This is a genomic window from Eikenella sp. NML99-0057 (genome assembly GCF_001648535.1).
Classification (GTDB): Bacteria; Pseudomonadota; Gammaproteobacteria; order Burkholderiales; family Neisseriaceae; genus Eikenella; species Eikenella exigua.
In genome coordinates this window covers 32,481-55,788 of record NZ_LXST01000006.1, presented here as the reverse complement: position 1 = coordinate 55,788, position 23,308 = coordinate 32,481, and the positions used below count along the sequence as shown (strand labels likewise).

The following is a 23,308-nucleotide window of genomic DNA, read 5'->3' as shown; positions in this document are numbered from 1 at the left end:
AACTTATCTGCCCAAAATCGCGTCCAAAGCTTCGCGGTTGGTGGGGCTGAATACGTTGAGCGCGCCGGAGAGGAGCAGCGTGCCGGGGGTGAGGTCGTCGCAGCCGGGGGGCGGGGTGCGGCAGGAGAGGGCGCAGTCGAACACGCCCATGTTGGTGGCGTTGTCTTGCCAGGACAGGGTGATTTGCACGTCGAGCACAGTGCCGACGGGGGTTTCGGGGCGGGCGAAGTGGAGTTTGCGGGTGCCGAGCAGGAAGCCGAGCTGCACGGGGCGGCCGGCGTCCAGCGCGTGCGCGCCTGCCCATGCGCCCACGCCTTGCGCCATGATTTCGAGGCCGAGCCAGCCGGGCAGGGCGTTTGCGCCGTCGGGGAGCAGGATGCAGTCGGGCCGGATGGTGCAGACGGCGTGCAGGTTGTTGTTGTCGTAGGATAGAACTTCGTCCAGCAGCACCATGCGGCCGCTGTGCGGCAGGAGGGCGGCGGGTTGTTTAATCGGACATTGGGGCATGATCTTCTCCGATGATGAGGACGCTGTTGCCGCCGCCGAAGGCAAACGATGAACTCGCGCCGATGCGCCGCCCTTGCGGCCACCGGCTGCCTGAAACGGTGAGCGCGATTGAGGGCAGTTCGGGGTCGGCCTGGCCGTCCCACAGTTGGGGCGGCAGGCTGCCTTCCGGGTTGTCGCGGCGGCTGGCGATGCCCCATACGAAGGCGGCTTCGAGCGCGCCGGCCGCGCCGAGGGTGTGGCCGGTGAGTGGTTTGGTGGAAGTGGCGGCGGTTTGGCTGCCGAACACTTCGGCTACGGCGCGGCTTTCCATGCCGTCGTTGAGCAGCGTGCCGGTGCCGTGCAGATTAATCCAGCCGATGCTTTCGGGCGGTAAACCCGCGTGGTTTAAGGCTACCTGAAAAGCCTGCGCCGCGCCGAGGCCGTCGGGGCGGGGGGAAGACATATGGTGCGCGTCGCTGCTGGCGCCGTAGCCCAAGAGCGGCAGGGCGTCGCCGTCGTCTTCGCGGGTCATCACGAACACGGCGGCGGCTTCGCCGATATTGATACCGTTGCGGTTGCGCGAAAACGGGTTGGCAATGCCGTCGGACAGCACTTCCAGCGAGGCGAAACCGTTGATGGTGAGCGGCGAGAGCGTGTCCACGCCGCCGCACAACACGGCATCGCACACGCCCAATCGCAACAACCGCGCCGCGCTGATGAGCGCCCGCGCGCCGGACGTGCAGGCGGTGGACACGCCGTAACACGCGCCCCGCAGGCCGTACGCCGCCGCGGCAAAATCGGCGGGCGAGGAAAGCAGTTGCGCCTGCTGTTTGAACGGAATGTCCGCCCAGCCGCCGCCGTTGGCAACGTGTTGGAACAGCGGGATATTTTCATCCGCACCGCCCACCGATGTGCCGATGACCACGCCGATTCTGTCCGCGCCGTAGCGGCTTAGGGCTGCCTGAATCTGCGGCTCGATTTGAGCCAAAGCGTCCCACAGCAATTGATTGTTGCGGCTGCGGTGTTCGGCGGGCAGATGGTCGGGGAACGGGCGCAACGGGCGGTTTACCGCGCCGAAAGCACGGTTTTTGCCCTTCACCCATTCAGTGGAAAACGTGAGCGGGCTGTTTTCAGACGGCCTCAGCAAACCATCCAAATGCTCCGCCAAACCGCTGCCCAAAGCCGACACCAAACCCGGCCGGCCGAGGTATGCCCGTGCCTTATTCATCGCTCTCTCCCAAAGGTGTCAGCCGCCATTTCGCCCCGCCGCCCTCCAACTCGCGCGGCCGCCCGTCTGAAAAACCGTTTTCCAATAGCGGGAACATCGCCGTGAACACCGCCTGCGCGGCATGGTTCGGCGGCACAAAACCGTCGCGCCGCCAGCCGCTCTGCGTGGCCAGCAACCGCGCTAGCGGTGCACCGAACGCGTCGGTTTGAATCCAGCGCGACTGCCCGCCCGCCTCGCCCTGCACCACCAACAGCGACACCTGCTCCGCCGCGCCGGTTTCATCCAGCCGCTCCAGCTTGAAACGGCGGCTCTCGCCCGCCGCCAAATGCGGCAAATCCTGCGGCGCGAAAGTGGCACCGCAGGCGGCAAGCAGCAGCGCGGCAATGATGAGGATGAGGGGCTTGGGGAAGGTCATTTCAGGTAGCCTTTGCGGAATGGGAATGGGGTGGGATTATAGACGAAGCGGGGCGGGAGTGGATTGTCGGGGATGAGCGTCTTGTTTATAGGGTTTCAGGTAGCCTCAAATGAAATCGGCCAGCTATAAGGCGCAGGCACATGAGGCTACCTGAAATATGGAAGGCTACCTGAAAGGTATGAATCACTTTTCAGGTAGCCTTGATTTCCTCCACTGCTATTGCTGCGACTGCTGTGGGGTTGGGGCACGGCTGTGTTTGCGCGCATACAGTACCCAATACAACACGGTGCAGGCGACAAACCAGATGGGCATGCACATCAGCCCCAGCCGGGTGTCGGCATCGCGCGAGAACAGCACCAGCACGAAGGCGAGGAAGGCGAGGCACACCCACACTATGGCGGTGCCGCCGGGCAGTTTGTAGATGGATTTTTCGTGCAGATGCGGGCGGGTTTTACGATATTTGAGGTAGGCTAGCAGGATAATCGCCCACACGAAAATGAAGCCGATGCTGGAGAGGGTGGTTACCACGGTGAACATAGCCATGATGTCACCCTCCTGATACAGCAGAAATACGGCCACAATCAGGTAGAGACAGGAATAAAGCAGGCCGGTGGCAGGCACGCCGTTGCGGTTGAGGCGGCTGAACATACGTGGAGCCACGCCGGCTTCAGAGAGGCCGTAGAGCATGCGGCCGGTGGAGAACATGCCGCCGTTAGCGGAAGAAAGGGCGGACGTGAGCACCACGAGGTTGACCAGCCCGGCGGCAATCGGAATGCCGATAAGGGTGAACATATTCACGAACGGGCTCTTAGCGGGGTCGATTTCGTCCCAGGGCGTTACCACCATAATCACGCTCAAGGCCAGCACGTAGAAAATAATCACGCGCACGGGGATGCGGTTGATGGCTTTGGGCAGGTTGATTTCCGGGTCTTTGGTTTCGGCGGCAGCCGTGCCCACCAACTCAATGCCCACAAAGGCGAACACGGCAATCTGGAAGGCGGAGAAGAAGCCGCCGATGCCGTTGGGGAAGAGACCGCCATGATTCCAGAAGTGGCTGAGCGAAGCTTTTTCGCCGGAAGTGGGATCAACAAAGCCGCTGGCTACCAAAAAGCAGCCCACGGCAATCAGGGTAACAATGGCCACGATTTTTACCAAGGCAAACCAAAATTCCATTTCGCCAAAGAGTTTTACGGTGAGCAAATTCATGCCAGCCATGAGGATGATACACAAAAGCCCGGGCAGCCACAGCGGCACATCCGGCCACCAGAATTGGGTGTAGCCGGTGATGGCGATGATATCGGCCATGCCGATCACCACCCAGCAGAACCAATAGGTCCAGCCCACAAAAAAACCGGCGGCCGGGCCGAGCAAGTCGTGGGTGAAGTCAGTGAAGGATTTGTATTCGAGGTTGGAAAGCAGCAGCTCGCCCATGGCGCGCATGATGAAAAACAGGAAAGTGCCGATGATGATGTAAGTGAGGATAACGGAAGGGCCGGCCAAATGGATGGTTTTACCCGAGCCCATAAACAGGCCGGTGCCGATGGCGCCGCCGATGGCGATGAGTTGCAGGTGGCGGTTTTTCAGGTTGCGTTGCAGGCTATGCGGGGTTTCTTGGTTGGTGCTCACGGGTATTCCTTTGTACTTCCTATCACGGATGAAGTCTGAACTTAATCCGCTCTAACTTAATCGGCCGCCGCAGCATTGTGGCAGCCCGAGTCGGAATATAACTCAGCCAATAGCACATATACAACTGATTTTTATAGATAATATTAAATTATCTCTGTTTAAAAACCCTTTCCAACCCGTTTTTGGCATGCATTTCCCCTGGAAAATATAATTTCGCATGAAAAATGCCGACCAGAATCACTGGTCGGCAGGGATTTTCAATGCTTAGCTTAATTCGTTAAGCAATCCGTTTGAGCAAATCCAGCAAAATGCGCCAGCACTCTTCCACGGTATCAATCTGCACCCGTTCTTTGGGCGAGTGAGCGCCTTTGATGGTGGGGCCAAAAGAAATCATTTCAGCGTGTGGCAGGTGTTTCTGCATCAGGCCACATTCCAGGCCGGCATGTACCACTTCGATTTGCGGCTGCTGCCCGCGTATGGCGGCGAAGGATTCGATGGTTTTCTGCAGCAATACAGACGACATATGCGGCTCCCAGCCGGTGTAATCCTGCTCGGTGTGCAGTGTGGCACCGGAGAGGCGTGCGATTGAGCCGAGCAGACGGCAGAAGTCGTCTTTCGGCCGTTCGCGCAGTGAACGCAGCAGCATGGAAGCAGTAAATTTACCGTCTTTCGTGTGCACCACGCTTAAGCAGTTGGAAGTGTCCACCACGCCGTCGAACTCTTCGCTCCATTTGAGCACGCCGCTGGGAACGGCAGCGAGCAAATCAACGATGCGGCGGCTGTCGGCAGGACTGGCGGCCTGCGCGCTCTGGCCGAGCGGGGTTATCTGAATCGCCAGTTTGTCGGCAAATTTGCCCAATTCGTTTTGTGTTTCGGCACGCACGGTGTCGGCCAGTTCGGCCAGTGCGCCAGCAAATGCCTGAGGCAGCACGATTTCGGCTTCTGCCTCGGAAGGAATCACGTTACGCAACGCACCGCTGTGGAAGGCGGCCAGCCGCCAGCCGCTTTCTTCCGGCAGGCGCGCTAAAAGATCGGCCAATACCTTGATGGCGTTGCCGTGGCCGCGGTGAATATCGATGCCGGAATGCCCGCCCGGCAAGCCGGACACGGTAATGCGCACATGCTGCCCTTCGGCGGCATCGGTGGCGAAAGGCAGGCTTAAATCGGCATCGCGCCCGCCGGCACAGCCCACATACACACAACCGGTTTCTTCAGTGTCTAAGTTGATCAAATAGCGGCCTTGCAGCAAGTCGCCGCGCATTTGGCGTGCACCGTCCATGCCGATTTCTTCTTCCACCGTGAGCAACACTTCCAAGGGCGGGTGCTCGATATCGTCGGCAAAAGCCACGGCCAAGCCCATGGCCGAACCGAGGCCGTTATCCGCACCCAGCGTGGTTTGCGTGGCGTGCACCCAGCCGTCGATAATTTGCGGCCGGATGGGGTCGGTGGCGAAATTATGCGGCGAATCGGGGGTTTTTTGTGCCACCATATCGATATGTCCCTGCAAAATTACGCCAGGCTTATCGGCCATGCCCGCGCCGTGTGCTGGTTTGCGGATATAAATATTGCCCTTTTCGTCTTGCCGCACCGCCAAGCCTTTTTCCTTGGCACGGGCAACAATCATTTCGGCCAGCGCGGCTTCCTGATAAGTGGGGTGCGGAATGGTGCAAATATCGGCAAACCACTGCCAAACAGCCTGCGGCTGCAAAGAATGAAGCGGATTCATGGGGTCTCCTTTGGGAATGATGGGGCTACCTGAAAATGTAGCCGGAGCAAGAGCCGATACCGTTTGGCAAACGCATCGGCGCGAAAAACGGCTTGAGTTTAAACCTGCATCGCACGACAGGCAAGTGGAGTAAAAAGACTACCTAAAAGCATGAGTTTCCACGCAATGAAAAACTGTTTTATTTTTCAGGTAGCCTCCCCGCTATTAGCTTGTCCGTCTCCTTTTCCATTACAATACTACTTAACCCATCTTCAAGCCATCTGCATGCGCACCCTCGTCTTCCTCCTCTTCCGCACCCTGGCCGCACTGCCGCTTTCCGTGCTGCACTTCATTGCCAACTGCGCCGGCGGCCTGCTTTATTGTTTCGCCCGCGCCGACCGCGAACGTATCCGCAACCACCTGCATACCGCTGGCCTGCCCAACGATGTCGCGCACGTCCGCATCGTGTTCCGCGAAACCGTCAAAGGCGCGCTCGAGCTGCCGCTGGCCTTTTTCCGTAGCCCCGAGCAGGTAGCCGCACTATTCGTGGAAACCCACGGCTGGGAACACATCCAGGCCGCCCTCGATGCCGGCGAAGGCCTGCTGCTCATCACCCCCCACATCGGCAACTACGACCTCGCCGGCCGCTACATCAGCCACCGCCTGCCCTTCCCGCTCACCGCCATGTATAAGCCGCCGAAAATCAAAATTTTAGACGACATCATGCAGGCCGGCCGCGTGCGCGACAAAGGCCGCACCGCCCCCACCAACCTGCACGGCGTGAAGCAAATCATCCAAGCCCTGCGCCAGGGCGAAGCCACCATCGTTTTGCCCGACCACGTGCCCGACGAACACGGCGACGGCGTATGGGCGCCTTTCTTCGGCCGCCCCGCCTACACCATGACCCTGGCCGGACGTCTCGCGCAAGTAAAAAACGTGCGCCCCCTGTTTTTCGCCGGTATCAGGCTACCTGAAAACCGCGGCTTCGCCCTGCACATCGAGCCTGTGGCCGGCAGCTTCAACGGCGACAAAGTTCACGACGCCGAAATCATCAACCGTAATGTGGAAAACTGGGTGCGCCGCTTCCCTGAGCAATATCTCTTCGCCTACAACCGCTACAAACATCCTGCCGGTGCCCCGCTGCCGCCTCAGGGGTAAATCACGCCTTTAGTTGAGAAAATATCTATTAGAATAAATAGATTAGAGGCTACCTGAAAATTTCAGGTAGCCTTTCTTGCCATAGCCTTCCGCCAAATAGCCAAGCGCTTTTTGCTATAATTACTTCTTTTGTTTTCTTTCAACTTTCTCCAGCCAAATGCCGCAGCAAGATTTCTCCCAGATCCTCTCCAAAGACCGTCACTTTCTGCAATCCGCCTTCAAAAATCCCAACAAATACGGTGGCTTGTCCAAAATTGAAGAAAAATACCAAAAATCGCACGGCCTCTATCTGCAACGCCTGTCCAAACTGCCCAAACCCGAATTCGACAACACCCTGCCCGTTCACGAAAAGCTCGAGGAAATCAAAAAAGCCATTGCCGAAAATCAGGTAACGATTATTTGCGGCGAAACCGGTTCGGGCAAAACCACGCAGTTGCCCAAGATTTGTCTGGAACTCGGGCGCGGGGTGGCAGGGCTAATCGGGCATACCCAGCCGCGCCGTTTGGCTGCGCGTTCAGTGGCAGAGCGGATTGCCGAAGAGCTGAAATCGGAAATCGGCAGCGCGGTCGGCTATAAGGTGCGCTTTACCGACCACACCTCGCGCGATGCCTGCGTCAAGCTGATGACCGACGGCATCCTGCTGGCGGAAACGCAGACCGACCGTTATCTCGCCGCCTACGACACCATCATCATCGACGAAGCGCACGAACGCAGCCTGAACATCGACTTCCTGCTGGGCTACCTGAAACAACTCCTGCCGCGCCGCCCTGATTTAAAAGTCATCATCACCTCGGCAACGATAGACGCAGAACGCTTCTCCCAACACTTCAACGGCGCACCCGTTCTGGAAGTGAGCGGGCGCACCTATCCCGTCGAAATCCTCTACCGCCCGCTGACCAGCAAAGACGAAGACGACGCAGAAGTGGAGCTGACCGACGCGATTGTCGATGCGGCGGACGAATTGGCGCGACACGGCGAAGGCGATATTCTGGTGTTCCTGCCGGGCGAACGCGAAATCCGCGAAGCCACCGAAGCCCTGCGCAAATCCACGCTGCGCCGCAACGACGAAATCCTGCCCCTGTTCGCACGCCTGTCGCACGCCGAACAGCACAAAATCTTCCACCCCTCCGGCGCAAAACGCCGCATCGTGTTGGCAACCAACGTGGCCGAAACCTCGCTCACCGTGCCGGGCATCAAATACGTCATCGACACCGGCCTCGCGCGCGTCAAACGCTATTCCGCACGGGCAAAAGTGGAGCAGCTTCATGTCGAAAAAATCTCCCAAGCCGCCGCCCGCCAACGCTCCGGCCGTTGCGGACGCGTCTCCGCAGGCGTGTGTATCCGACTGTTTTCAGAAGAAGATTTCAACAGCCGCACCGAATTCACCGACCCCGAAATCGTCCGCAGCAACCTGGCTGCCGTCATCCTGCGCATGGCAGCATTGAAACTCGGCGACGTATCGGCATTCCCATTCCTCGAAGCACCGGACCAGCGGTATATCAATGATGGTTTTCAGGTGTTGTTGGAATTGGGGGCGGTTAATGAACACAACGGACTGACCAAACTCGGCGAACAAATGGCGCGTCTGCCCATCGACCCGAAAATCGCGCGCATTTTGTTGGCGGCGAAGAAGCACGACTGCATGGCGGAAATACTGGTGATTGCGTCCGCGCTGTCGATTCAAGACCCGCGCGAGCGGCCGCTGGAGGCGCGCGATGCCGCCGCCAAGGCACACGAGCGTTTTACCGACAAGCAGTCCGATTTCCTTGCCTATCTGAACATTTGGGACAGCTTCCAGCGCGAGCGTGATAAAGGCTTGTCCAACAAGCAGTTGGTGCAGTGGTGCCGCCAATATTTCCTGTCGCACCTGCGGATGCGCGAATGGCGCGAGCTGCATCACCAGCTTGCCCAAACCGCGATTGAAATGGGTTTGACCACCAAGGAAGCCGCTTTCAGACGACCTCCCGAAGTCAGGCAACTGACGTCGTCTGAAAATGCGGGCGACCAAGACCTATCCGCCAAACTCAAACAAAAACAACTGGATAAGAAACAACACCGCGCCCAAATCCGTGCCGCCAAAGAAGCGGGCTACGAACAAATCCACCGCGCCCTGCTCACCGGCCTCATCGCCAACGTCGGCATGAAATCGCCCGACGGCAACGACTACACCGGCGCGCGCGGCAGCCGCTTCCACCTTTTCCCCGCCTCCGCCCTGTTCAAAGCCAAACCCAAATGGGTGATGGCGGCAGAACTCGTTGAAACGACGAAACTTTATGCCCGCGACGTGGCTGCCATCCAGCCCGAATGGATCGAGCAGGAAGCGCCGCACCTCGTCCGCTACCACTATTTCGATCCGCACTGGGAACAAAAACGCGGCGAAGTCATCGCCAGCGAACGGGTTACGCTCTACGGCCTGACCGTCTTGCCGCGCCGCCCCGTGTCCTACGGTAAAATTGCCCCCAAAGAAGCGCGCGAAATCTTTATCCGCAGCGCGCTGGTGGCGCAGGAATGCGATTTGAAAGCGGACTTTTTTGTCCACAACAAAAAGCTGATTAAAGAAATTAGTGAGTTGGAACACAAATCGCGTCGGCAGGATGTACTGGTCGATGATGAAGCCCTGTTCGCGTTTTATCACGAACGGCTGCCCGATTTTTATACGGCGGACGCGGTTTCAGACGGCCTGCATCCTACAAATCCCCAGCAAACCGCCCCCTCCTACGCGAGGGAAGATCGGAGAGAGGGAAAAACAGTTGCCGCTCAAACCGAGTTTTCCGCAACCGCAGCAAGCCCTCTCCCTAACCCTCTCCCACAGGAGAGGGAACAGAGTGCCGGAGTTTCAACGGTTTCAGGCAGCCTGCACAACGTAGGGTGTGTGGCGCAAGCCACGCACGCGGATTCCAAAGATACGGACAACCGCGTGCGTGAACCGAGTTCACACACCCTACAAAACGTTTCAGACGACCCCAAACCCAAAAAGCAGCCTGCACCCCCAAAAGGCCGTCTGAAACCCCTCCCCCTCGCCGACACCCGCACCTTCCAAGCCTGGCTCAAAACTGCCGAGCGCGACAACCCGCGCCTGCTGTTCCTCAGCCGCGACGACCTCATGCAGCACGCCGCCGCGCACATCACCGAAGAACAATTCCCCAAACACTGGCAAACCGCAGACGGCAAATTCAAACTCAGCTACCGCTTCGAGCCGCACCACCCGCTCGACGGCGTTACCCTCACCCTGCCGCTCACCGTACTCAACCGCATCAGCCCCGCCGCCCTCGAATGGCTCGTACCCGGCATGATACGCGAAAAAATCCAGTTGAAAATCAAAGCACTGCCCAAACAAATCCGCCGCATCTGCGTGCCCGTGCCCGAATTCATCACCCAATTCCTAAGCCAAAACCCCGACCGCAACGCCCCCATCCTGCCCCAACTCGCCCAAGCCATCGCCAAAACCGCAGGCGACATCCGCATACTGGAGCAAATCAACCAAGAAGAATGGGCCGCATTCAGACTGCCCGAACACTGCTATTTCAATCTCCGCATCATCGACGACGGCGGGCAAGAATTAGCCATGGGGCGCGATTTAATCCAAATCCAACAACAACTTGGCAAAGCCGCCGCCACCACCTTCCGCGACAATACCCAAGAATTCGAGCGCGACAACGTTACCGCATGGGACATCGGCACCCTGCCCGAATCCATCAAATTCGCCCGCGGCAAACAACAGCTCACCGGCTACCTCGGCCTGCAAAAAGAAAAAGACGGCCGCATCGCCCTGCGTCTGTTCGACACATCTGCCGCCGCCGCACAAGCCCACAGATCAGGCGTGATCGAACTCATGAAACTACAACTAAAAGAACAAGTTAAAGACCTGAACAAAGGCATCCAAGGCTTCACCCAAGCCGCCATGCTGCTCAAACACATCAACGCCGACACCCTGCGCGACGACCTCACCCAAGCCGTCTGCGACCGCGCCTTTATCGGCGAAGACGAGCTGCCGCGCAACGAAAAAGCCTTCAAAGAACAAATCAAACGCGCCCGCAGCCGCCTGCCCGCCGTCAAAGAAGCCCTCAGCCGCTACTTGCAGGAAACCGCCGCCGCCTACGCCGAACTAAACGGCAAACTCGGCAAACGCCCGCTCACCCACCTTCTGCGCCAACGTCTGCAAACCCTGCTCGCCGCCGGCTTCGCCACCCGCACCCCGTGGGCACAATGGCCGCGCCTCCCTATCTACCTCAAAGCCATGACCCTGCGCCTCGAAAAATACAGCGGCAACCCCGCCCGCGACGCAGCCCGCGAAGCCGACATACAGGAATTGGAACAAATGTGGCAGGAAAAAACCGACGGTTTGGTAAAACAAGGACAACCCGTTTCAGACGACCTCGCCATGTTTAAATGGATGATTGAAGAATTGAGAGTGTCGCTGTTCGCGCAGGAATTGAAGACACCGTATCCAGTGTCGGTGAAAAGGTTGTTGAAGGAGTGGGAGAGGTTAGGTAACTAAGCTTTAGCTTTGTTTCAGGCTATCTGAAAAATCAACTTCTTTGTTGATAACGATGTTACTATGCACGAAATCGAATGCACGTACTTGTCACACCGTCTTTCTCATCAACGAAGCCAGCTATGCTGATATTTTGCATTAAGTGCGTACGCAGGAATTTTAGGCGGAAGTTCAGAATATAAGGTTACCTGAAAAGTGTGAACCCATTTTCAGGTAGCCTTTATTTATACAACCAAACTAAGGCGCAAGCCTCTCTTTAATCCACTTATCGCCTTCCAGCCGATATTGGATACGGTCGTGCAGGCGGCTGGGGCGGCCTTGCCAGAATTCCACCCGGTCGGGAATCAGCAGATAACCGCCCCAGTGCGGCGGGCGCGGTACGTGTAGGGGGTGTTTCACGGCTTCAGCCGCTGCGCGTGCCACGATGATGCTTTTACCGGCAATCACGCTGCTCTGCTCGCTGGCCCACGCGCCCAAGCGGCTGGTGTAGGGGCGGCTGGCGAAGTATTCATCTGAAGATTTAGCGTCCAGTTTTTCCACCCGCCCTTCGGCACGCACCTGCCGCTCCAGCTCCGGCCAGAAAAAGGTGAGCGCGGCAAACGGATGCGCCGCCAGCGCGCGGCCTTTGCGGCTTTGATAGTTGGAGAAAAACACAAAGCCCCGGTCGTTTACCTCTTTCAATAACAGGATACGGCTGTTGGGCCGGCCGACTTCGTCCACCGTGGCCACGCTCATGGCGGTGGGCTCTTTAGCGGCAGAATGGATGGCCTCGTTCAGCCATTTTTCAAACTGCGGCAGCGGCGTATTGGCGCAATCGGCCTTGGAAAGCTCCTGTTTGCTGTAGTCTTCGCGGATATTGTGCAAATCCATCTGTTTCTCCTTTTTGAAAATTGCTAACTGACAAACATTACTATCTTGAAGTTATTAAAAAATTTTATTCACCATCCAGTGCGGTTTGGCTATAATAGCGCAGTTTCGGTTTTTGGGATAATCCGCCATGCAGCTTACCGCCATCGGCTTGAACCACCAAACCGCTCCGTTGAGCATACGCGAGTGGTTGGCTTTTGCTGCTGCCGCGCTGTCTGAGGCATTGCGAGCTGGTAGGCAGCCGCACGGCCAACGAAGCCGTGATTTTATCCACCTGCAACCGCACCGAGCTCTATTGGCGTAGGCGAGCTGGACGATATTGTCCGCTGGCTGGCCGACTACCGCAAGATTCCCGGAGCACGCTGGAGCCCTACCTCTATCGCTACCAAACCGAAGCCTTGGTACAGGGGTATGGGCTAAATTCTAGATAAAGCGCTTTTTTGAAAGCTTGGTTGTTGAGCAGGAAAAGGCTACCTGAAAATCTCAGGTAGCCTTTTCCTATGCAGCCTGGCTGCTTATTTAACTTCGTTGTGGATTACGTGTTGGGTACAAGCATTCGAACTGCTGTTTTCAAGTAGCCTTTGCTGCCTTAGGCTTCGCCTGCTTCTTCCATGCCGACGATGGCGAGGCTGTCGATGCCGGATTTTTCGTTATCGCGGCCGCGTTTGCTGTTGAGCTGGATATTGAGTCGCAGGTCGTTTACCGAGTCGGCGTTTTTCAGGGCGTCTTCGTAGGCGATGTGGCCGGCTTCGTAGAGGTCGAACAGGGACTGGTCGAAGGTTTGCATGCCCAAGTCGCGGGAACGGGCCATGATTTCTTTCACGCCGTGGATGTCGCCGTTTAGAATCAGCTCGGCAATCAGCGGGGAGTTGAGCAGCACTTCCACGGCGGCCACGCGGCCTTTGCCGTCGGGCTTGGGCACGAGGCGCTGGGAAATGAAGCCTTTGAGGTTGAGCGAGAGGTCGGTCAACAGCTGGGTGCGGCGCTCTTCGGGGAAGAAGTTGATGATGCGGTCGAGCGCTTGGTTGGAGTTGTTGGCGTGCAGGGTGGCCATGCAGAGGTGGCCGGTTTCGGCGAAGGCCAGGGCGTAGTCCATGGTTTCGCGGTCGCGGATTTCGCCGATGAGGATGACGTCGGGGGCTTGGCGCAGGGTGTTTTTGAGGGCGGCAAACCAGTTTTCGGTGTCCACGCCCACTTCGCGCTGGGTGATGATGCAGTTTTTGTGCGGGTGCACGAATTCGATCGGGTCTTCGATGGTGATGATGTGGCCGTGGCTGTTTTCGTTGCGGTAGTCGATCATGGCGGCCAGGGAGGTGGATTTGCCGGAGCCGGTGCCGCCCACGAAAATCACGAGGCCGCGTTTTTCCATCACTACTTGTTTCAAAATCGGCGGCAGGTTCATGTTGTCGAACTTGGGAATCTGGCTGGTGATCACGCGGCAAACAAGGGCAGCGGCACCGCGCTGCACCATGGCGTTGATGCGGAAGCGGGACACGCCGGCCAGGCTGATGGCGAAGTTGCATTCTTTGGTGTTGTCGAATTCTTCGGCCTGTTTGTCGTCCATCAGGGCGCGGGCGATGAGGGCAGTGTGGTCGGCGGTGAGCGGTTTGTCGGTAATCGGGGTGAGCTTGCCGTCGAGCTTCATGGCCGGGGGGAAGTCGGCGGTGATGAACAGGTCGGAGCCTTTGCTCTGCACCAGGTGGTTGAGCAGGCCATGGATGAATTTCTTCATCTCTTCGTTGTAAGCGGGGATTGCCATAGGACGTTTTCCATTTGGGTTAAGGTTGTGGAGTATTAGATGATGTTTCAGGTAGCCTTTCTGCGCGGGCAGGAGGCTACCTGAAAATATATTGAAGCTAGGCTTCGCTGTCTGGGCGGCGGAACAGCAGCACGGGCATGGTGGCTTGGCGCAGCACGCCTTCGGCCACGGAGCCCATCAACAGATGCAGCAGGCCGGAGAAGCCGTGGGTGCCCATGGCGATGAGGTCGCACTCTTGGCGTACGGCCTCTTTAATCAACACGTCTGAAATACGCATGCCGTCGTTTTCCAGGGTGTCCACTTCGTATTTCACGCCGGCCTGCTTCATGATGGCTTCGGCATGGTCGGCCACCTGCATTTCGGCCGCATACAGCTCTTCGGAATTGGGCAGGCGGCTGGCTTCGCGTTTGAGGTCGGTTAAATCCACTACGTGCACGGCCACCAATACGGCATCGGTTGCCTTGGCCAACCGGCAGGTTTGTTCCAGGGCGTAGAGAGAGGTTTTACTGTCGTCTATCGGAACGAAAATCCGTTGATACATTTTGCCACTCCTTTTAGTTGCTGGCGGCCGGGCAGGATTGCCGCCGCCAATTCTTTGCAGACCGAATCACTTTACCTGTGATGGGATTGTAAAGCAAATTGCATCACTTTACAGCGACTGCTCTATTTACCAAGGCAGGCTACCTGAAAACTGTGGCAGCTTGGCACGGCAACATCCCAACAAGCCGTGCTACACAGCTTAAAGGCTACCTGAAAAACGGAATGGGTTTTCAGGTAGCCTTTGTGATTGATAGATACCCACTACTCTGCGTCTGGCGGCAAATCGGCGCTGCCCCTGCGGCGCAGGATGATGCGGGTTTTGTTGCGCAGGCGGCGGTCGTTGCGGTGTTGTTGGAAGTATTTGGGGTTGGGCAGCATGGCAATGAGGGAAGCGGCTTCACCGGCGCGCAGGCGGGATGCCGGCTTGTGGTAATAATGCTGGGCGGCGGCTTCGATGCCGTAGATGCCTTCGCCGAATTCAGCCACGTTCAGATACACGGTGAGGATGCGCTCTTTGCTCCACATGCTTTCCATCATCACGGTAATCACGGCTTCTTCGGCTTTGCGCACGTAAGAGCGCTCGGCAAACAGGAATAGGTTTTTGGCCAGCTGCTGGCTGATGGTGGAGCCGCCGGCGCGGATTGTGCCGCTGCGCTGGTTGCGGCGCATGGCGTGTTCGATGCCGTTCCAGTCGAAGCCGTCGTGGTTGCTGAATTGGGCATCTTCGCTGGCGATGGCGGCTTGTTTCACTACGCGGGCGATTTGGCTGTCGTCCACCCAAGTTTGTTGCACGCGGGAAAAGGTGGAGAGGTTGTGGCGCAGCATGAAGGCACTGGTGTGCACGGGCTGGCCTTTCCAATAGGCCAAGAGCAGGAAAACCAGCAGGTGGAAGCCCAGCAGGAAGAGGATGATGCTCCACACCAAGCGCTTAAACCAACGGCGCAGCAGGCCAGGGCGTTTCTTGGCAGGTGGCGTAGTGGGGGTGGTTTGGGGGGGGGAAACGAATTCGGGGGAGAGGGTATCCATCGGCAAATCAATATTGGGCAGGACGGGGCAATTATAAAGGAATCCGGTTTTAATTTTGGTGAAGCTTATGTTTTAGCTTCGCAGGAACTTTGCCTTGGCTTTGCCAAGACGTCGTTTTCAGGTAGCCTCAAATCGGCTCTAAGAATTAAGGGGCGCTACCGGCGTGCTTTTTCAATTAGTTTGCCCAAGGCTGAATGTTGAATCACCGGTTCTCCTATTCTCCCAGTTTTGGACTATGTTTGCTGAACTGATTCACCGCCAAGGTTTCCCGGCCGATGATGAAGTGAGCTTCGGTTTCGGTCATCTGTTTCTCTTTCAGACTAAGCAACGATTTTTCAGGTAGCCTTTCAGTATGCCTGACAGGCTGCATGAAAGCGTCAAAGCGTCCGTAGTTTCTATGAAGCTAAAACGTAAACAGCCAACCATCAAAGTAAATCGGTTTGTATAGTGCTTGCTTGATGCGTCCGTGGGTGAGGCCGGGTAGGTAGAGCTGCATGAAAATCGCAGGCATAATTGCGCAGATAGCCATCCTACCACATCACAACAATAGATGGTCTGCCGGCAGGCAAACCAAATCGGCATCGCGCTGCAGGTCGTAGGCGGTGTCGGCTAGAAGCTCCCAACCGGTGCGCACATAAGTTTTAATCATGCCCGCATTCATGCTGGAAAGTGCCACCTGTGGCAAAGCCAACCTGCTGTCGGTAAAGGCGTTGCTACAATGCCGCATCCTGTTCGGCATCGGTGTAACCGATGAGCGGTGCGACGACAAATTTACTAGGTTGATGCAACTTTGCCCGTTAGCGCGTGCCCTGCGGTACCAATACGCAGCGGTTCCAAGCCCGCACTGATGTGACGCAACTTGGAATGACGCGCATCCCCTCCGAATTGATGGTGAAATCGGCTAAGCTCTCGGCCACTAACGGTGGCAATACATGCCGTGCCTAAGGCATAGGCAATCATTTAGCCACTATCCTGCTCGGCAAGTTCAGTGCCGATGCTGCGGATGCTCTGCATCTTGAGGAAGATGCGCTCGGCAATCCCTAGTACGGCCTGCCTCAGCAGCGTAACTGCCACAATGCGCTTGCCGTGCTGCACAAACAGCTGCTCGCCCAGCTCGTCTTCTAAAAGCTTTATTTGTTTGGAAATGACCGGCTGGGAAGTGAAAAAATTTCTACCACCTCCAGAATATTCAGATTGCAGCGGTAATCTCTAGAAAATAGCGCGGTTGTCGCAGTTTCATGATGCATCCAAGTGGTGTTTGTCGGATTTATGCGACAAGCCGGTCGACGAAGTGCCACAGAAATCACCGGTTTCGCCTGAAACCGATAAAGATTGGATGGTGGCATGACCTGCCAGCATTATTTTGCCATGTGCTGGTAATTTGCGATGGGATTTGTTGTTTTTTAACAACTTACAGAGAAATAACCCTTTCTTTTGCCATTATACTGCTGACAGTAAGGGTAATTTTGGGCATGATTGGGTACGTAGGAAACGGAGGCGCCCGTGCGGCGGGTAGCCAATTCCTTATTGACAGTTCGGGCACGGTTTTTTATAGTGATACCCCGAGTATATTTGGATTACCGCAGTATCTGGGCGGTCCGTATATGGTGATTTTTGTGAAGACCGGTATGCTGTAAAGCTTCCCAGGTCTACGCATAACAAACTTTTTGATGAGGGAATAACATGACCAAACAGCTTAAATTAGGCGCTTTGTTCTTGGCCTTGGTTGCTTCCGGTGCCGCCATGGCGGACAGCAGCTTCAATAATGAAAAATATGGCTACACTATCAGCGAGCAGTCTCGCGAAGTAGTTCGTTCCAACTATGAGCCTAAAGGTGCTCACGAATGCTGGGAAAACAGCTTCTTGAACGCTGAAGTGGATCGCTTGGGTCTGGTAGAGTGTGGCGACCGTCAGCCAGAAGCTCCTCCTACCGAACCGCAAGTACGTGAAGAACTGGTGTCCTTGTCATCCAACTTCCTGTTTGGTTTTGACAAATTCAACCTGCGTCCCGAGGCTCGCACTACTTTGGATGAGCTGGCTCAGCGCTTGACCGGCAGCAACGTACAATCTGTACGTGTTGAGGGTAACACCGACTTCATGGGTAGCGATGCCTACAACCAACGCCTGTCTGAGCGTCGTGCTAACACTGTTAGCGAGTACCTAGTTGGCCGTGGCGTACCGGCTGAGAAAATCTCTGCTGTTGGTTTGGGTGAATCTCAAGCTAAGATGACCGAGCAGTGTCAGCAAGAAGTTCGCAACTTGGGTCGTCGTGTTTCTGCTGCCCGCAAACGCAGTGCTCTGATTGCATGTATCGAGCCGGATCGTCGTGTAGACGTTCGCATCCGTACTTTGGTTGAGCAACCTGCTCAGTAATCGTTATCCAATTAGCATTTAATACTGAAAACCGGACTTTATACAAAGTCCGGTTTTTTATATGCATTACTCGTAACTAGGGGAATGCAGAAATAGCTGCTTGCCAACAATTTCCCATTGCTAATGCAGGTGGGATGGAGCAAAATTTGTCTGCTGGAAAATATTTTATTAAAAATAATATTATGCTGGAAAAACTTCTACTCCTCTGCACACACCACTTCCGCCTGCTGTTGGCATTTGCTTTATCCTTTTATTTTCAGGTAGCCTTTGCCATCGATTTCGGACGTATCCAGCCGGAAGAGGCTGCCGTTTATGTGCAAGACCTCGACAGCGGTGAAGTGTTGTTTGCACATCGAGTCGATGTTTCTATGAATCCCGCCTCCACCATGAAATTGGTAACCACCTTCGCCGCCTTGCGTGGATTGGGCGGTGATTACCGCTGGCAAACCCAATGGCGCAGCAGCGGCACAGTAGCTAATGGCGCACTGCAAGGCGATTTATATTGGGTGGGCAGCGGTGACCCTGCTTTCGATCAGCCAGATCTAGTGGATATGCAGCAGCAGTTGGTGCGGCAGGGCATTGTGTCGTTAAATGGTAAAGTGGTGTTGGATCGGCGCGTTTGGGGTGGACTTACTAGTGCAGAAGGTTTTGAAAACGATGCAGATGAAAGCTTCGTTGTGCCGCCTGATCCCCATATGATTGCCTACAAAGCCCTTTGGATTACTGCCGCCCGTAATGCAGCAGGGCAGCCTGCTTTTTTACTCAATCCGCCACTCTACGGCATCCAAACCGACCTCAGCCAACTTACCGAAACCGATGGCCGCTGCGGCAAACTTTCCAATCATGTTTCCGCCAAATTTGAAAACGGCGTGTTGGTATTCCGCGGTCGCCTGCCTGCTGCATGTTTGGGCGAGAAAATGTTCATCAATTTGTTCGATGCCCCTCGCTTTGCCGAAGAAAGTTTTCGCGGCTATTGGCTTGCCCAGGGCTTAGGTGGTCTCTATGGTTTTGGTCGGGGAGCTGCCCCTAGCAACAGCCGCATCTTGGCCACGCACTTTTCCAAACCGTTAGGCGAAGTGCTGACCAATATGAACAAACATTCCAACAATCTGATTGCACGCAGCGTTTTTCTCACGCTTGGCCACCAGGCAAGCGGACCACACAGCGTGCAGAATGCCGAGGCTGCCGTGCGGCGGCAGTTGGTTTCGGTCGGATTGGATGATGAAGCGCTGGTGTTGGAAAACGGCTCCGGCCTCTCCCGCCGCGAGCGGCTTACCGCCCGTTTTCTCGGCAGCATGTTGTTTCAAGCCTACCGCTCCTCTTTCCGCGATACCTTCATCCACACCCTGCCGATTGCCGGTACCGATGGCACCCTGCGTGGCCGCTTTCGCCAGCTCGGCCGCTCGCTGCGCATGAAAACAGGTACGCTGCGCGACGTGCGTGCACTGGCTGGCTACTGGTTGCCGCCCAATGGACGCAGGCTGGCCGTGGTGGTGATTATTAACAGCCACCGTTCCGGCGGCTATCTGCCCGATATGGACGCCATGGTGCGCCGGATTGTGCATGATGCCGATAGATTGGATAACGTTCAAACCGTACCCACCCAATAATCGGCAAATGCAACGGGAAAGCTGCCGAATACCTTATCCCACAAGGAAAAGCTGGCAAAGTAGAGCATTTTCAGGTAGCCTAATAAAGTTTATAGCGGATCAATCCGCCATATCTCCATTTTGATTTTTTCACCCCTTTCTCAGGAGTAAACCATGAGCGAACAAGAACAACAGCAACCGATTTTCAATGTAGAAAGACTGTATGTAAAAGATTTGTCTTTGGAAGTGCCGCACGCACCGGAAGTATTCCTCAGCCAGGATGCTCCGAACGTGGAAATCCAAGTACACACCGATTCTAAGAAACTGGAAGAAGAACACCACGAAGTAACCGTTACCGTCACCGTCACCGCCAAGTTGCCTGATGGCAAAGTATTGTTCCTGAACGAAGTGGCACAGAGCGGCATTTTCCGTTTGGCAAACATTCCGGAGCAAGATGTGAAAGTATTGCTCGGCATTGCCTGCCCGAACATCCTCTACCCCTATGCCCGCGAAGCTGTGTCTTCCTGCATCACCCGTGCCGGCTTCCCGCCCGTGGTATTGATGCCGATCAACTTCGAAGCCATGTACGAACAGCAACAAGCCGCTGCCAATGCTCCGGCTGCTGGCAACGCTTAATTCGAGGTCAATAAGGCAAGCAGGCTATGGTAGGAAATGCCATAGCCTGTTTTGCGTTTTGCACAAAGAGGCTGTTTATTTTTCAGGTAGCCTCTTTATCATCTAGAAGGCTACCTGAGAACTTCCGGCAGCCCAAAAGCCAATCTTCAAGGGAATGCCTAAAGATCATTCTGTTATTCCCCTGATTCGTTTTATCTCTTTCTCGTATTTACGGTCATTGAAATAATCGCCTGTACTTATTTCCAGTTCGCCGCAATCGGAAATGAGGCAGTCTTGTGTGTCATAAATTTTATAAGTTTGTTGAATGTTTCCTATCGCACATTCGCCATCCAATCCTAACGATATGGTGTAGAACACATCATCCAGCAGGGTGTTGATTGTTTCTTTAAGCTGTTCGGTTTGGCTATCGTTAAGCAGCAGGGTTTTTATTTTGGTATTTACAGTGCTGGGAGGTAGGCCGGCTGTTGTTCAAAACAAGATTTGAGAAATTTCAGCTTTCTCAGATAGAGATTTTTGGCAAATTCGTCTGCAGGCGTGGCTATCCCTTCTTCCCGGAGAGATGTCGGTAAGATAGCTGGCAGGTTGCGGATGTTTCCCAATTAAGTTTTAGCTTCGCAGAAACGCTGCTACGCTATGTTTCTACTCTGTTGAGGCTGACGCTTTCAGGTAGCCTAGCACAACTAATAAAGTTACCTGAAGCTTATAGAAGCTGTTTTTCAGGTAGCCTTTAATCAGAAAACCGCATTTAGCACAATAAAGCAAATCGATGCCAGCAGGCCGGCGGCCGGCACGGTGATTACCCAAGCCAAGGCGATCGGCTTCATCAGCCGCCAGTTGGCATTGCGGTTTACCAGCCCAATGCCGAGCACGGCGCCAACGAGGATGTGGGTGCTGGATACGGGCAGCCCCAGCGCGGAGGCCAGCATCACAACGGTGGCGGCGGAGAGCTCGGCCACGAAGCCGGAAGAGGGGTGCATTTTGGCCAAGTTTTCGCCCACGGTGGCAATCACTTCCCGCCCGATAAACCACAGCCCTACCACCAGCGATACACCAAAGGTGAGCATGGTAATTGGCGGAATGTCGCCGCTGCTGCCGATGGTGCCGCTGCGCAGCACGTCCATGATGGCGGCAAACGGACCGATGGCGTTGGCGATGTCGTTCGAACCGTGGCTGAAGGCAAAGCAGCAGGCAGTAAACACTTGCAGCCAGCTGAACATGATGAAGGTGGCGCGGTCGAGATTGGCACCAGTTTTCAGGGTGCGGGCGTAGGCAAACGTGCCCATCCACAATACCGCGCCAACCATGCCGACAATCAGCAGGTTATCCAGCGTACCCAAGCCTAAATTGAGGTGTTTTAGGCCTTTAAACAGCAGCATCGCCGCCATCACCATGCCGCCCACTGCACCCACCAGCGGCACCCACAGGCGCAGGGCACGGAAGGCGTTGATTTCGTCTTTGCGGCAGTCGATTTCGTGCAGGCCACGATAGTAGTCGGACACCAGCTCTTCGGGCTGGTAGTTGCCTTCGTTGTAAAGCTGGGCATCGCGCACGATGGTGGCGGTGTAGGCCATCTGCTGCAATTCGCTCATCTGCTCGAAGCGTGTTTTGTGTTCCTTTTTGTAGGCCAATTTTTGCTTGCGCAGGCGCTGCACATGGCGGCTGGAGGCCACGTTGTAGCCCAGGATATAGGTTTTAATGTTTTTAAACACCAAATAGGAAGTTACCCCGCCCAAGAGTGGCGAGAGTACCCAGGAAATAGCGATTTCGCCGATTTTTTCCCAGCGCACCATGTTCAAACCGGCCAAACCGTTGTTGTAAAAGCCCAAAACCATCGCTGCTCCCACGATGCCGCCGATGATGGAATGCGTGGTGGACACTGGTAGGCCTTTTTGCGAGGCAAACAGCAGCCACAACGAGGCGGCGGCCAGTGCAGCCATCATAATATGGACAAATTGCACAGATTCCAGTGTCATGCTGCTCAAATCCACGATGCCGTTGCGGATGGTATCGGTAACGCCGCCGCCAACCAGTATCGCGCCGCTCACTTCAAACACCGCCGCCACGGCCAGCGCCTGCGGGATGCTCAGCGTGCCTGCGCCCACCGAAGTGCCAAAGGAGTTGGCCACATCGTTGCCGCCGATATTGAACGCCATAAAGATGCCGAACAGTGCCGCGAGAATAAACAGCGCGGAATGGTTATGTTGTATATAGCCCAGCCCCCAATAGATGAAATAGCAGGACACGCTGAACAACAAGGCCATACCGAGGAAGTTGACGCTTTTCAAACGCAGCGAGGCAGAAGAACCGGCCATGATGAAAATCTTTACAAACAAAATGTTGAATACGGCGGCCGCAGCAATTCATGCTGCAGCCGAACAAACGGCGCAATTATACCAAACCAATTTGTGCTGCATGCAAAAACAGGCTACCTGAAAGCAGCGCTTCAGGTAGCCTGAGATACAGAATGGGCGGATTGCTACACTTTTGCCTGACTGTATTCCTGCAATAGCGTGCGGAACGCTTCCGCCGTTTCCGGGTGTTTCAGCCCGTAGGCCAGCGTGGCTTCCAGGTAGCCCAGCTTGCTGCCGCAGTCGTAGCGTTTGCCCGCAAAAGCGTGTGCCAGCACCGGTTCGTGTTCCAACAGCTTGGCGATGCCGTCGGTGAGCTGGATTTCGCCGCCCGCCCCGCGCCCTACGGTTTGCAGCAGGGAGAAAATGCGCGGCGTGAGGATGTAGCGCCCCACCACGGCCAGGGTAGACGGCGCTTCTTCCGGCTTCGGTTTTTCCACAATGCTTTGGATACGCTGATATTGCTGCCACGGCGACACTTCCACGATGCCGTAGGAGCCGGTTTGCGAGGGTGCAACGGTTTCCACGCCCAGCACGCTGTTGCCGGTTTGGCGGTACACCTCGGCCATCTGCGCAATCGCGCCCTGCGGCGCGTCGATTAAATCGTCGGCCAGAATCACGGCGAAAGGTTCGTTGCCCACCGCCGCGCGGGCACACAGCACGGCATGCCCCAAGCCCAAGGCTTCGGTCTGGCGGATATACAGGCAGGTAACGTCGGGCGGCAAAATATCGCGCACATGCGAGAGCAGCGCGGTTTTTTGGCGTTGCTCCAGCTCGGTTTCCAGCTCGTAGGCTTTGTCGAAATGGTCTTCGATGCTGCGTTTGTTGCGGCCGGTAACGAACACCAATTCGGTGCAGCCGGCGGCCACGGCCTCTTCCACTGCGTATTGAATCAGCGGCTTATCCACAATCGGCAGCATTTCTTTGGGGCTGGCCTTGGTGGCGGGCAGAAAGCGCGTGCCCATCCCGGCCACGGGGAAGACGGCTTTTTTGATTGGAACGGGATTTCCCATGGTTTTGCTTCGGTATAGGTTGGAAAGATGCCGCATTATAGCAG

21 protein-coding genes are annotated in these 23,308 nt (G+C 56.0%); 7 read left to right on the top strand and 14 right to left on the bottom strand.

What is annotated here, in order from left to right; all coding sequences use genetic code 11:
* Positions 1-3 precede the first annotated feature (3 nt).
* The 5 genes from A7Q03_RS07495 to A7Q03_RS07475 all read right to left on the bottom strand — a co-directional run bounded on the left by A7Q03_RS07495 (position 4) and on the right by A7Q03_RS07475 (position 5,481).
* On the bottom strand, positions 4-507 hold the full coding sequence (locus tag A7Q03_RS07495; RefSeq protein WP_067448696.1) for a thioester dehydrase: 504 nt from the start codon (positions 505-507) through the stop codon (positions 4-6).
* Positions 488-1,714, bottom strand: coding sequence for a beta-ketoacyl-ACP synthase (locus A7Q03_RS07490; RefSeq protein ID WP_067448695.1), 1,227 nt, complete (start codon positions 1,712-1,714; stop codon positions 488-490). Before A7Q03_RS07490 ends, A7Q03_RS07495 begins: the two co-directional genes overlap by 20 nt.
* Positions 1,707-2,129 carry a hypothetical protein gene (locus A7Q03_RS07485; protein WP_067448694.1) on the bottom strand — a complete coding sequence of 141 codons (423 nt, stop codon included), beginning with the start codon at positions 2,127-2,129 and terminating at the stop codon, positions 1,707-1,709. The genes A7Q03_RS07490 and A7Q03_RS07485 overlap by 8 nt, the downstream gene beginning before the upstream one ends.
* Before the next feature lie 216 nt (positions 2,130-2,345).
* Positions 2,346-3,755: an amino acid permease gene (locus A7Q03_RS07480; protein WP_067448693.1), complete on the bottom strand. Its 1,410-nt coding sequence runs from the start codon at positions 3,753-3,755 to the stop codon at positions 2,346-2,348.
* Positions 3,756-4,032: 277 nt separating this feature from the next.
* Positions 4,033-5,481 carry an aminoacyl-histidine dipeptidase gene (locus tag A7Q03_RS07475; RefSeq protein WP_067448692.1) on the bottom strand — a complete coding sequence of 483 codons (1,449 nt, stop codon included), beginning with the start codon at positions 5,479-5,481 and terminating at the stop codon, positions 4,033-4,035.
* A 264-nt stretch (positions 5,482-5,745) separates the two neighbouring features.
* On the opposite strand from A7Q03_RS07475, the gene A7Q03_RS07470 reads away from it, so the two are divergent.
* Together A7Q03_RS07470 and hrpA are read left to right on the top strand one after the other, a co-directional pair.
* Positions 5,746-6,618: a lysophospholipid acyltransferase family protein gene (locus A7Q03_RS07470; RefSeq protein ID WP_067448691.1), complete on the top strand. Its 873-nt coding sequence runs from the start codon at positions 5,746-5,748 to the stop codon at positions 6,616-6,618.
* Between the two features lie 157 nt (positions 6,619-6,775).
* Positions 6,776-11,116, top strand: a complete 4,341-nt coding sequence (hrpA, locus tag A7Q03_RS07465) for an ATP-dependent RNA helicase HrpA (RefSeq protein ID WP_082880720.1) — start codon at positions 6,776-6,778, stop codon at positions 11,114-11,116.
* 234 nt (positions 11,117-11,350) lie between these two features.
* Here the strand turns inward: hrpA and pdxH are convergent, their stop codons facing one another.
* Positions 11,351-11,983 (bottom strand): pyridoxamine 5'-phosphate oxidase, encoded by a 633-nt coding sequence (gene pdxH / locus A7Q03_RS07460; RefSeq protein ID WP_067448689.1) that lies wholly within the window; start codon positions 11,981-11,983, stop codon positions 11,351-11,353.
* Between the two features lie 127 nt (positions 11,984-12,110).
* Here pdxH and A7Q03_RS09900 point away from each other — a divergent pair, with 127 nt between their 5' ends.
* Both A7Q03_RS09900 and A7Q03_RS10880 read left to right on the top strand, forming a co-directional pair.
* Positions 12,111-12,284, top strand: a complete 174-nt coding sequence (locus A7Q03_RS09900; protein WP_369814465.1) for a hypothetical protein — start codon at positions 12,111-12,113, stop codon at positions 12,282-12,284.
* Positions 12,241-12,411, top strand: a complete 171-nt coding sequence (locus tag A7Q03_RS10880; protein ID WP_193563042.1) for a hypothetical protein — start codon at positions 12,241-12,243, stop codon at positions 12,409-12,411. The genes A7Q03_RS09900 and A7Q03_RS10880 overlap by 44 nt, the downstream gene beginning before the upstream one ends.
* A 158-nt stretch (positions 12,412-12,569) precedes the next feature.
* On the opposite strand, the gene A7Q03_RS07450 is transcribed toward A7Q03_RS10880, so the two are convergent.
* The 6 genes from A7Q03_RS07450 to A7Q03_RS10755 all read right to left on the bottom strand — a co-directional run bounded on the left by A7Q03_RS07450 (position 12,570) and on the right by A7Q03_RS10755 (position 16,664).
* Positions 12,570-13,739 (bottom strand): PilT/PilU family type 4a pilus ATPase, encoded by a 1,170-nt coding sequence (locus A7Q03_RS07450; protein ID WP_067448685.1) that lies wholly within the window; start codon positions 13,737-13,739, stop codon positions 12,570-12,572.
* A gap of 97 nt (positions 13,740-13,836) precedes the next feature.
* Entirely contained in the window at positions 13,837-14,280 is a 444-nt protein-coding gene (locus tag A7Q03_RS07445; protein ID WP_067448684.1) for a universal stress protein, read from the bottom strand.
* 260 nt (positions 14,281-14,540) lie between these two features.
* Positions 14,541-15,305 carry a monofunctional biosynthetic peptidoglycan transglycosylase gene (gene mtgA / locus A7Q03_RS07440; protein WP_197474758.1) on the bottom strand — a complete coding sequence of 255 codons (765 nt, stop codon included), beginning with the start codon at positions 15,303-15,305 and terminating at the stop codon, positions 14,541-14,543.
* Positions 15,306-15,843: 538 nt separating this feature from the next.
* Positions 15,844-16,032, bottom strand: coding sequence for a hypothetical protein (locus A7Q03_RS07435; RefSeq protein WP_067448678.1), 189 nt, complete (start codon positions 16,030-16,032; stop codon positions 15,844-15,846).
* 233 nt (positions 16,033-16,265) lie between these two features.
* Entirely contained in the window at positions 16,266-16,400 is a 135-nt protein-coding gene (locus A7Q03_RS10760) for a hypothetical protein (protein WP_255361255.1), read from the bottom strand.
* Positions 16,401-16,541: 141 nt separating this feature from the next.
* Positions 16,542-16,664 carry a hypothetical protein gene (locus tag A7Q03_RS10755; protein ID WP_255361256.1) on the bottom strand — a complete coding sequence of 41 codons (123 nt, stop codon included), beginning with the start codon at positions 16,662-16,664 and terminating at the stop codon, positions 16,542-16,544.
* Between the two features lie 324 nt (positions 16,665-16,988).
* Here A7Q03_RS10755 and A7Q03_RS07430 point away from each other — a divergent pair, with 324 nt between their 5' ends.
* The 3 genes from A7Q03_RS07430 (at position 16,989) to secB (ending at position 19,903) form a co-directional block, all read left to right on the top strand.
* Complete coding sequence (locus A7Q03_RS07430; protein WP_067440207.1) at positions 16,989-17,678, top strand: OmpA family protein; 690 nt, start codon at positions 16,989-16,991, stop codon at positions 17,676-17,678.
* 182 nt (positions 17,679-17,860) lie between these two features.
* Positions 17,861-19,288 carry a D-alanyl-D-alanine carboxypeptidase/D-alanyl-D-alanine-endopeptidase gene (gene dacB, locus A7Q03_RS07425; RefSeq protein WP_197474757.1) on the top strand — a complete coding sequence of 476 codons (1,428 nt, stop codon included), beginning with the start codon at positions 17,861-17,863 and terminating at the stop codon, positions 19,286-19,288.
* Positions 19,289-19,441: 153 nt separating this feature from the next.
* Positions 19,442-19,903, top strand: a complete 462-nt coding sequence (secB, locus tag A7Q03_RS07420; RefSeq protein ID WP_003823659.1) for a protein-export chaperone SecB — start codon at positions 19,442-19,444, stop codon at positions 19,901-19,903.
* Positions 19,904-20,634: 731 nt separating this feature from the next.
* On the opposite strand, the gene A7Q03_RS07415 is transcribed toward secB, so the two are convergent.
* Together A7Q03_RS07415 and galU are read right to left on the bottom strand one after the other, a co-directional pair.
* Positions 20,635-22,215: an inorganic phosphate transporter gene (locus A7Q03_RS07415; protein WP_067448676.1), complete on the bottom strand. Its 1,581-nt coding sequence runs from the start codon at positions 22,213-22,215 to the stop codon at positions 20,635-20,637.
* 164 nt (positions 22,216-22,379) lie between these two features.
* Positions 22,380-23,264, bottom strand: a complete 885-nt coding sequence (galU, locus tag A7Q03_RS07410; RefSeq protein ID WP_067448674.1) for a UTP--glucose-1-phosphate uridylyltransferase GalU — start codon at positions 23,262-23,264, stop codon at positions 22,380-22,382.
* Positions 23,265-23,308 lie beyond the last annotated feature (44 nt).

Bases quoted from the DNA above. Each gene is read 5' to 3' on its own strand.
- A7Q03_RS07435 (WP_067448678.1), bottom strand. From the start codon at position 16,032: ATGCGGCATTGTAGCAACGCCTTTACCGACAGCAGGTTGGCTTTGCCA.
- pdxH (WP_067448689.1), bottom strand. From the start codon at position 11,983: ATGGATTTGCACAATATCCGCGAAGACTACAGCAAACAGGAGCTTTCC.
- A7Q03_RS07485 (WP_067448694.1), bottom strand. From the start codon at position 2,129: ATGACCTTCCCCAAGCCCCTCATCCTCATCATTGCCGCGCTGCTGCTT.
- mtgA (WP_197474758.1), bottom strand. From the start codon at position 15,305: ATGGATACCCTCTCCCCCGAATTCGTTTCCCCCCCCCAAACCACCCCC.
- A7Q03_RS07430 (WP_067440207.1), top strand. From the start codon at position 16,989: ATGACCAAACAGCTTAAATTAGGCGCTTTGTTCTTGGCCTTGGTTGCT.
- galU (WP_067448674.1), bottom strand. From the start codon at position 23,264: ATGGGAAATCCCGTTCCAATCAAAAAAGCCGTCTTCCCCGTGGCCGGG.
- dacB (WP_197474757.1), top strand. From the start codon at position 17,861: ATGCTGGAAAAACTTCTACTCCTCTGCACACACCACTTCCGCCTGCTG.
- hrpA (WP_082880720.1), top strand. From the start codon at position 6,776: ATGCCGCAGCAAGATTTCTCCCAGATCCTCTCCAAAGACCGTCACTTT.
- secB (WP_003823659.1), top strand. From the start codon at position 19,442: ATGAGCGAACAAGAACAACAGCAACCGATTTTCAATGTAGAAAGACTG.
- A7Q03_RS07450 (WP_067448685.1), bottom strand. From the start codon at position 13,739: ATGGCAATCCCCGCTTACAACGAAGAGATGAAGAAATTCATCCATGGC.
- A7Q03_RS07415 (WP_067448676.1), bottom strand. From the start codon at position 22,215: ATGGCCGGTTCTTCTGCCTCGCTGCGTTTGAAAAGCGTCAACTTCCTC.
- A7Q03_RS07490 (WP_067448695.1), bottom strand. From the start codon at position 1,714: ATGAATAAGGCACGGGCATACCTCGGCCGGCCGGGTTTGGTGTCGGCT.
- A7Q03_RS07445 (WP_067448684.1), bottom strand. From the start codon at position 14,280: ATGTATCAACGGATTTTCGTTCCGATAGACGACAGTAAAACCTCTCTC.
- A7Q03_RS07495 (WP_067448696.1), bottom strand. From the start codon at position 507: ATGCCCCAATGTCCGATTAAACAACCCGCCGCCCTCCTGCCGCACAGC.
- A7Q03_RS09900 (WP_369814465.1), top strand. From the start codon at position 12,111: ATGCAGCTTACCGCCATCGGCTTGAACCACCAAACCGCTCCGTTGAGC.
- A7Q03_RS10755 (WP_255361256.1), bottom strand. From the start codon at position 16,664: ATGCTGGCAGGTCATGCCACCATCCAATCTTTATCGGTTTCAGGCGAA.
- A7Q03_RS07470 (WP_067448691.1), top strand. From the start codon at position 5,746: ATGCGCACCCTCGTCTTCCTCCTCTTCCGCACCCTGGCCGCACTGCCG.
- A7Q03_RS07475 (WP_067448692.1), bottom strand. From the start codon at position 5,481: ATGAATCCGCTTCATTCTTTGCAGCCGCAGGCTGTTTGGCAGTGGTTT.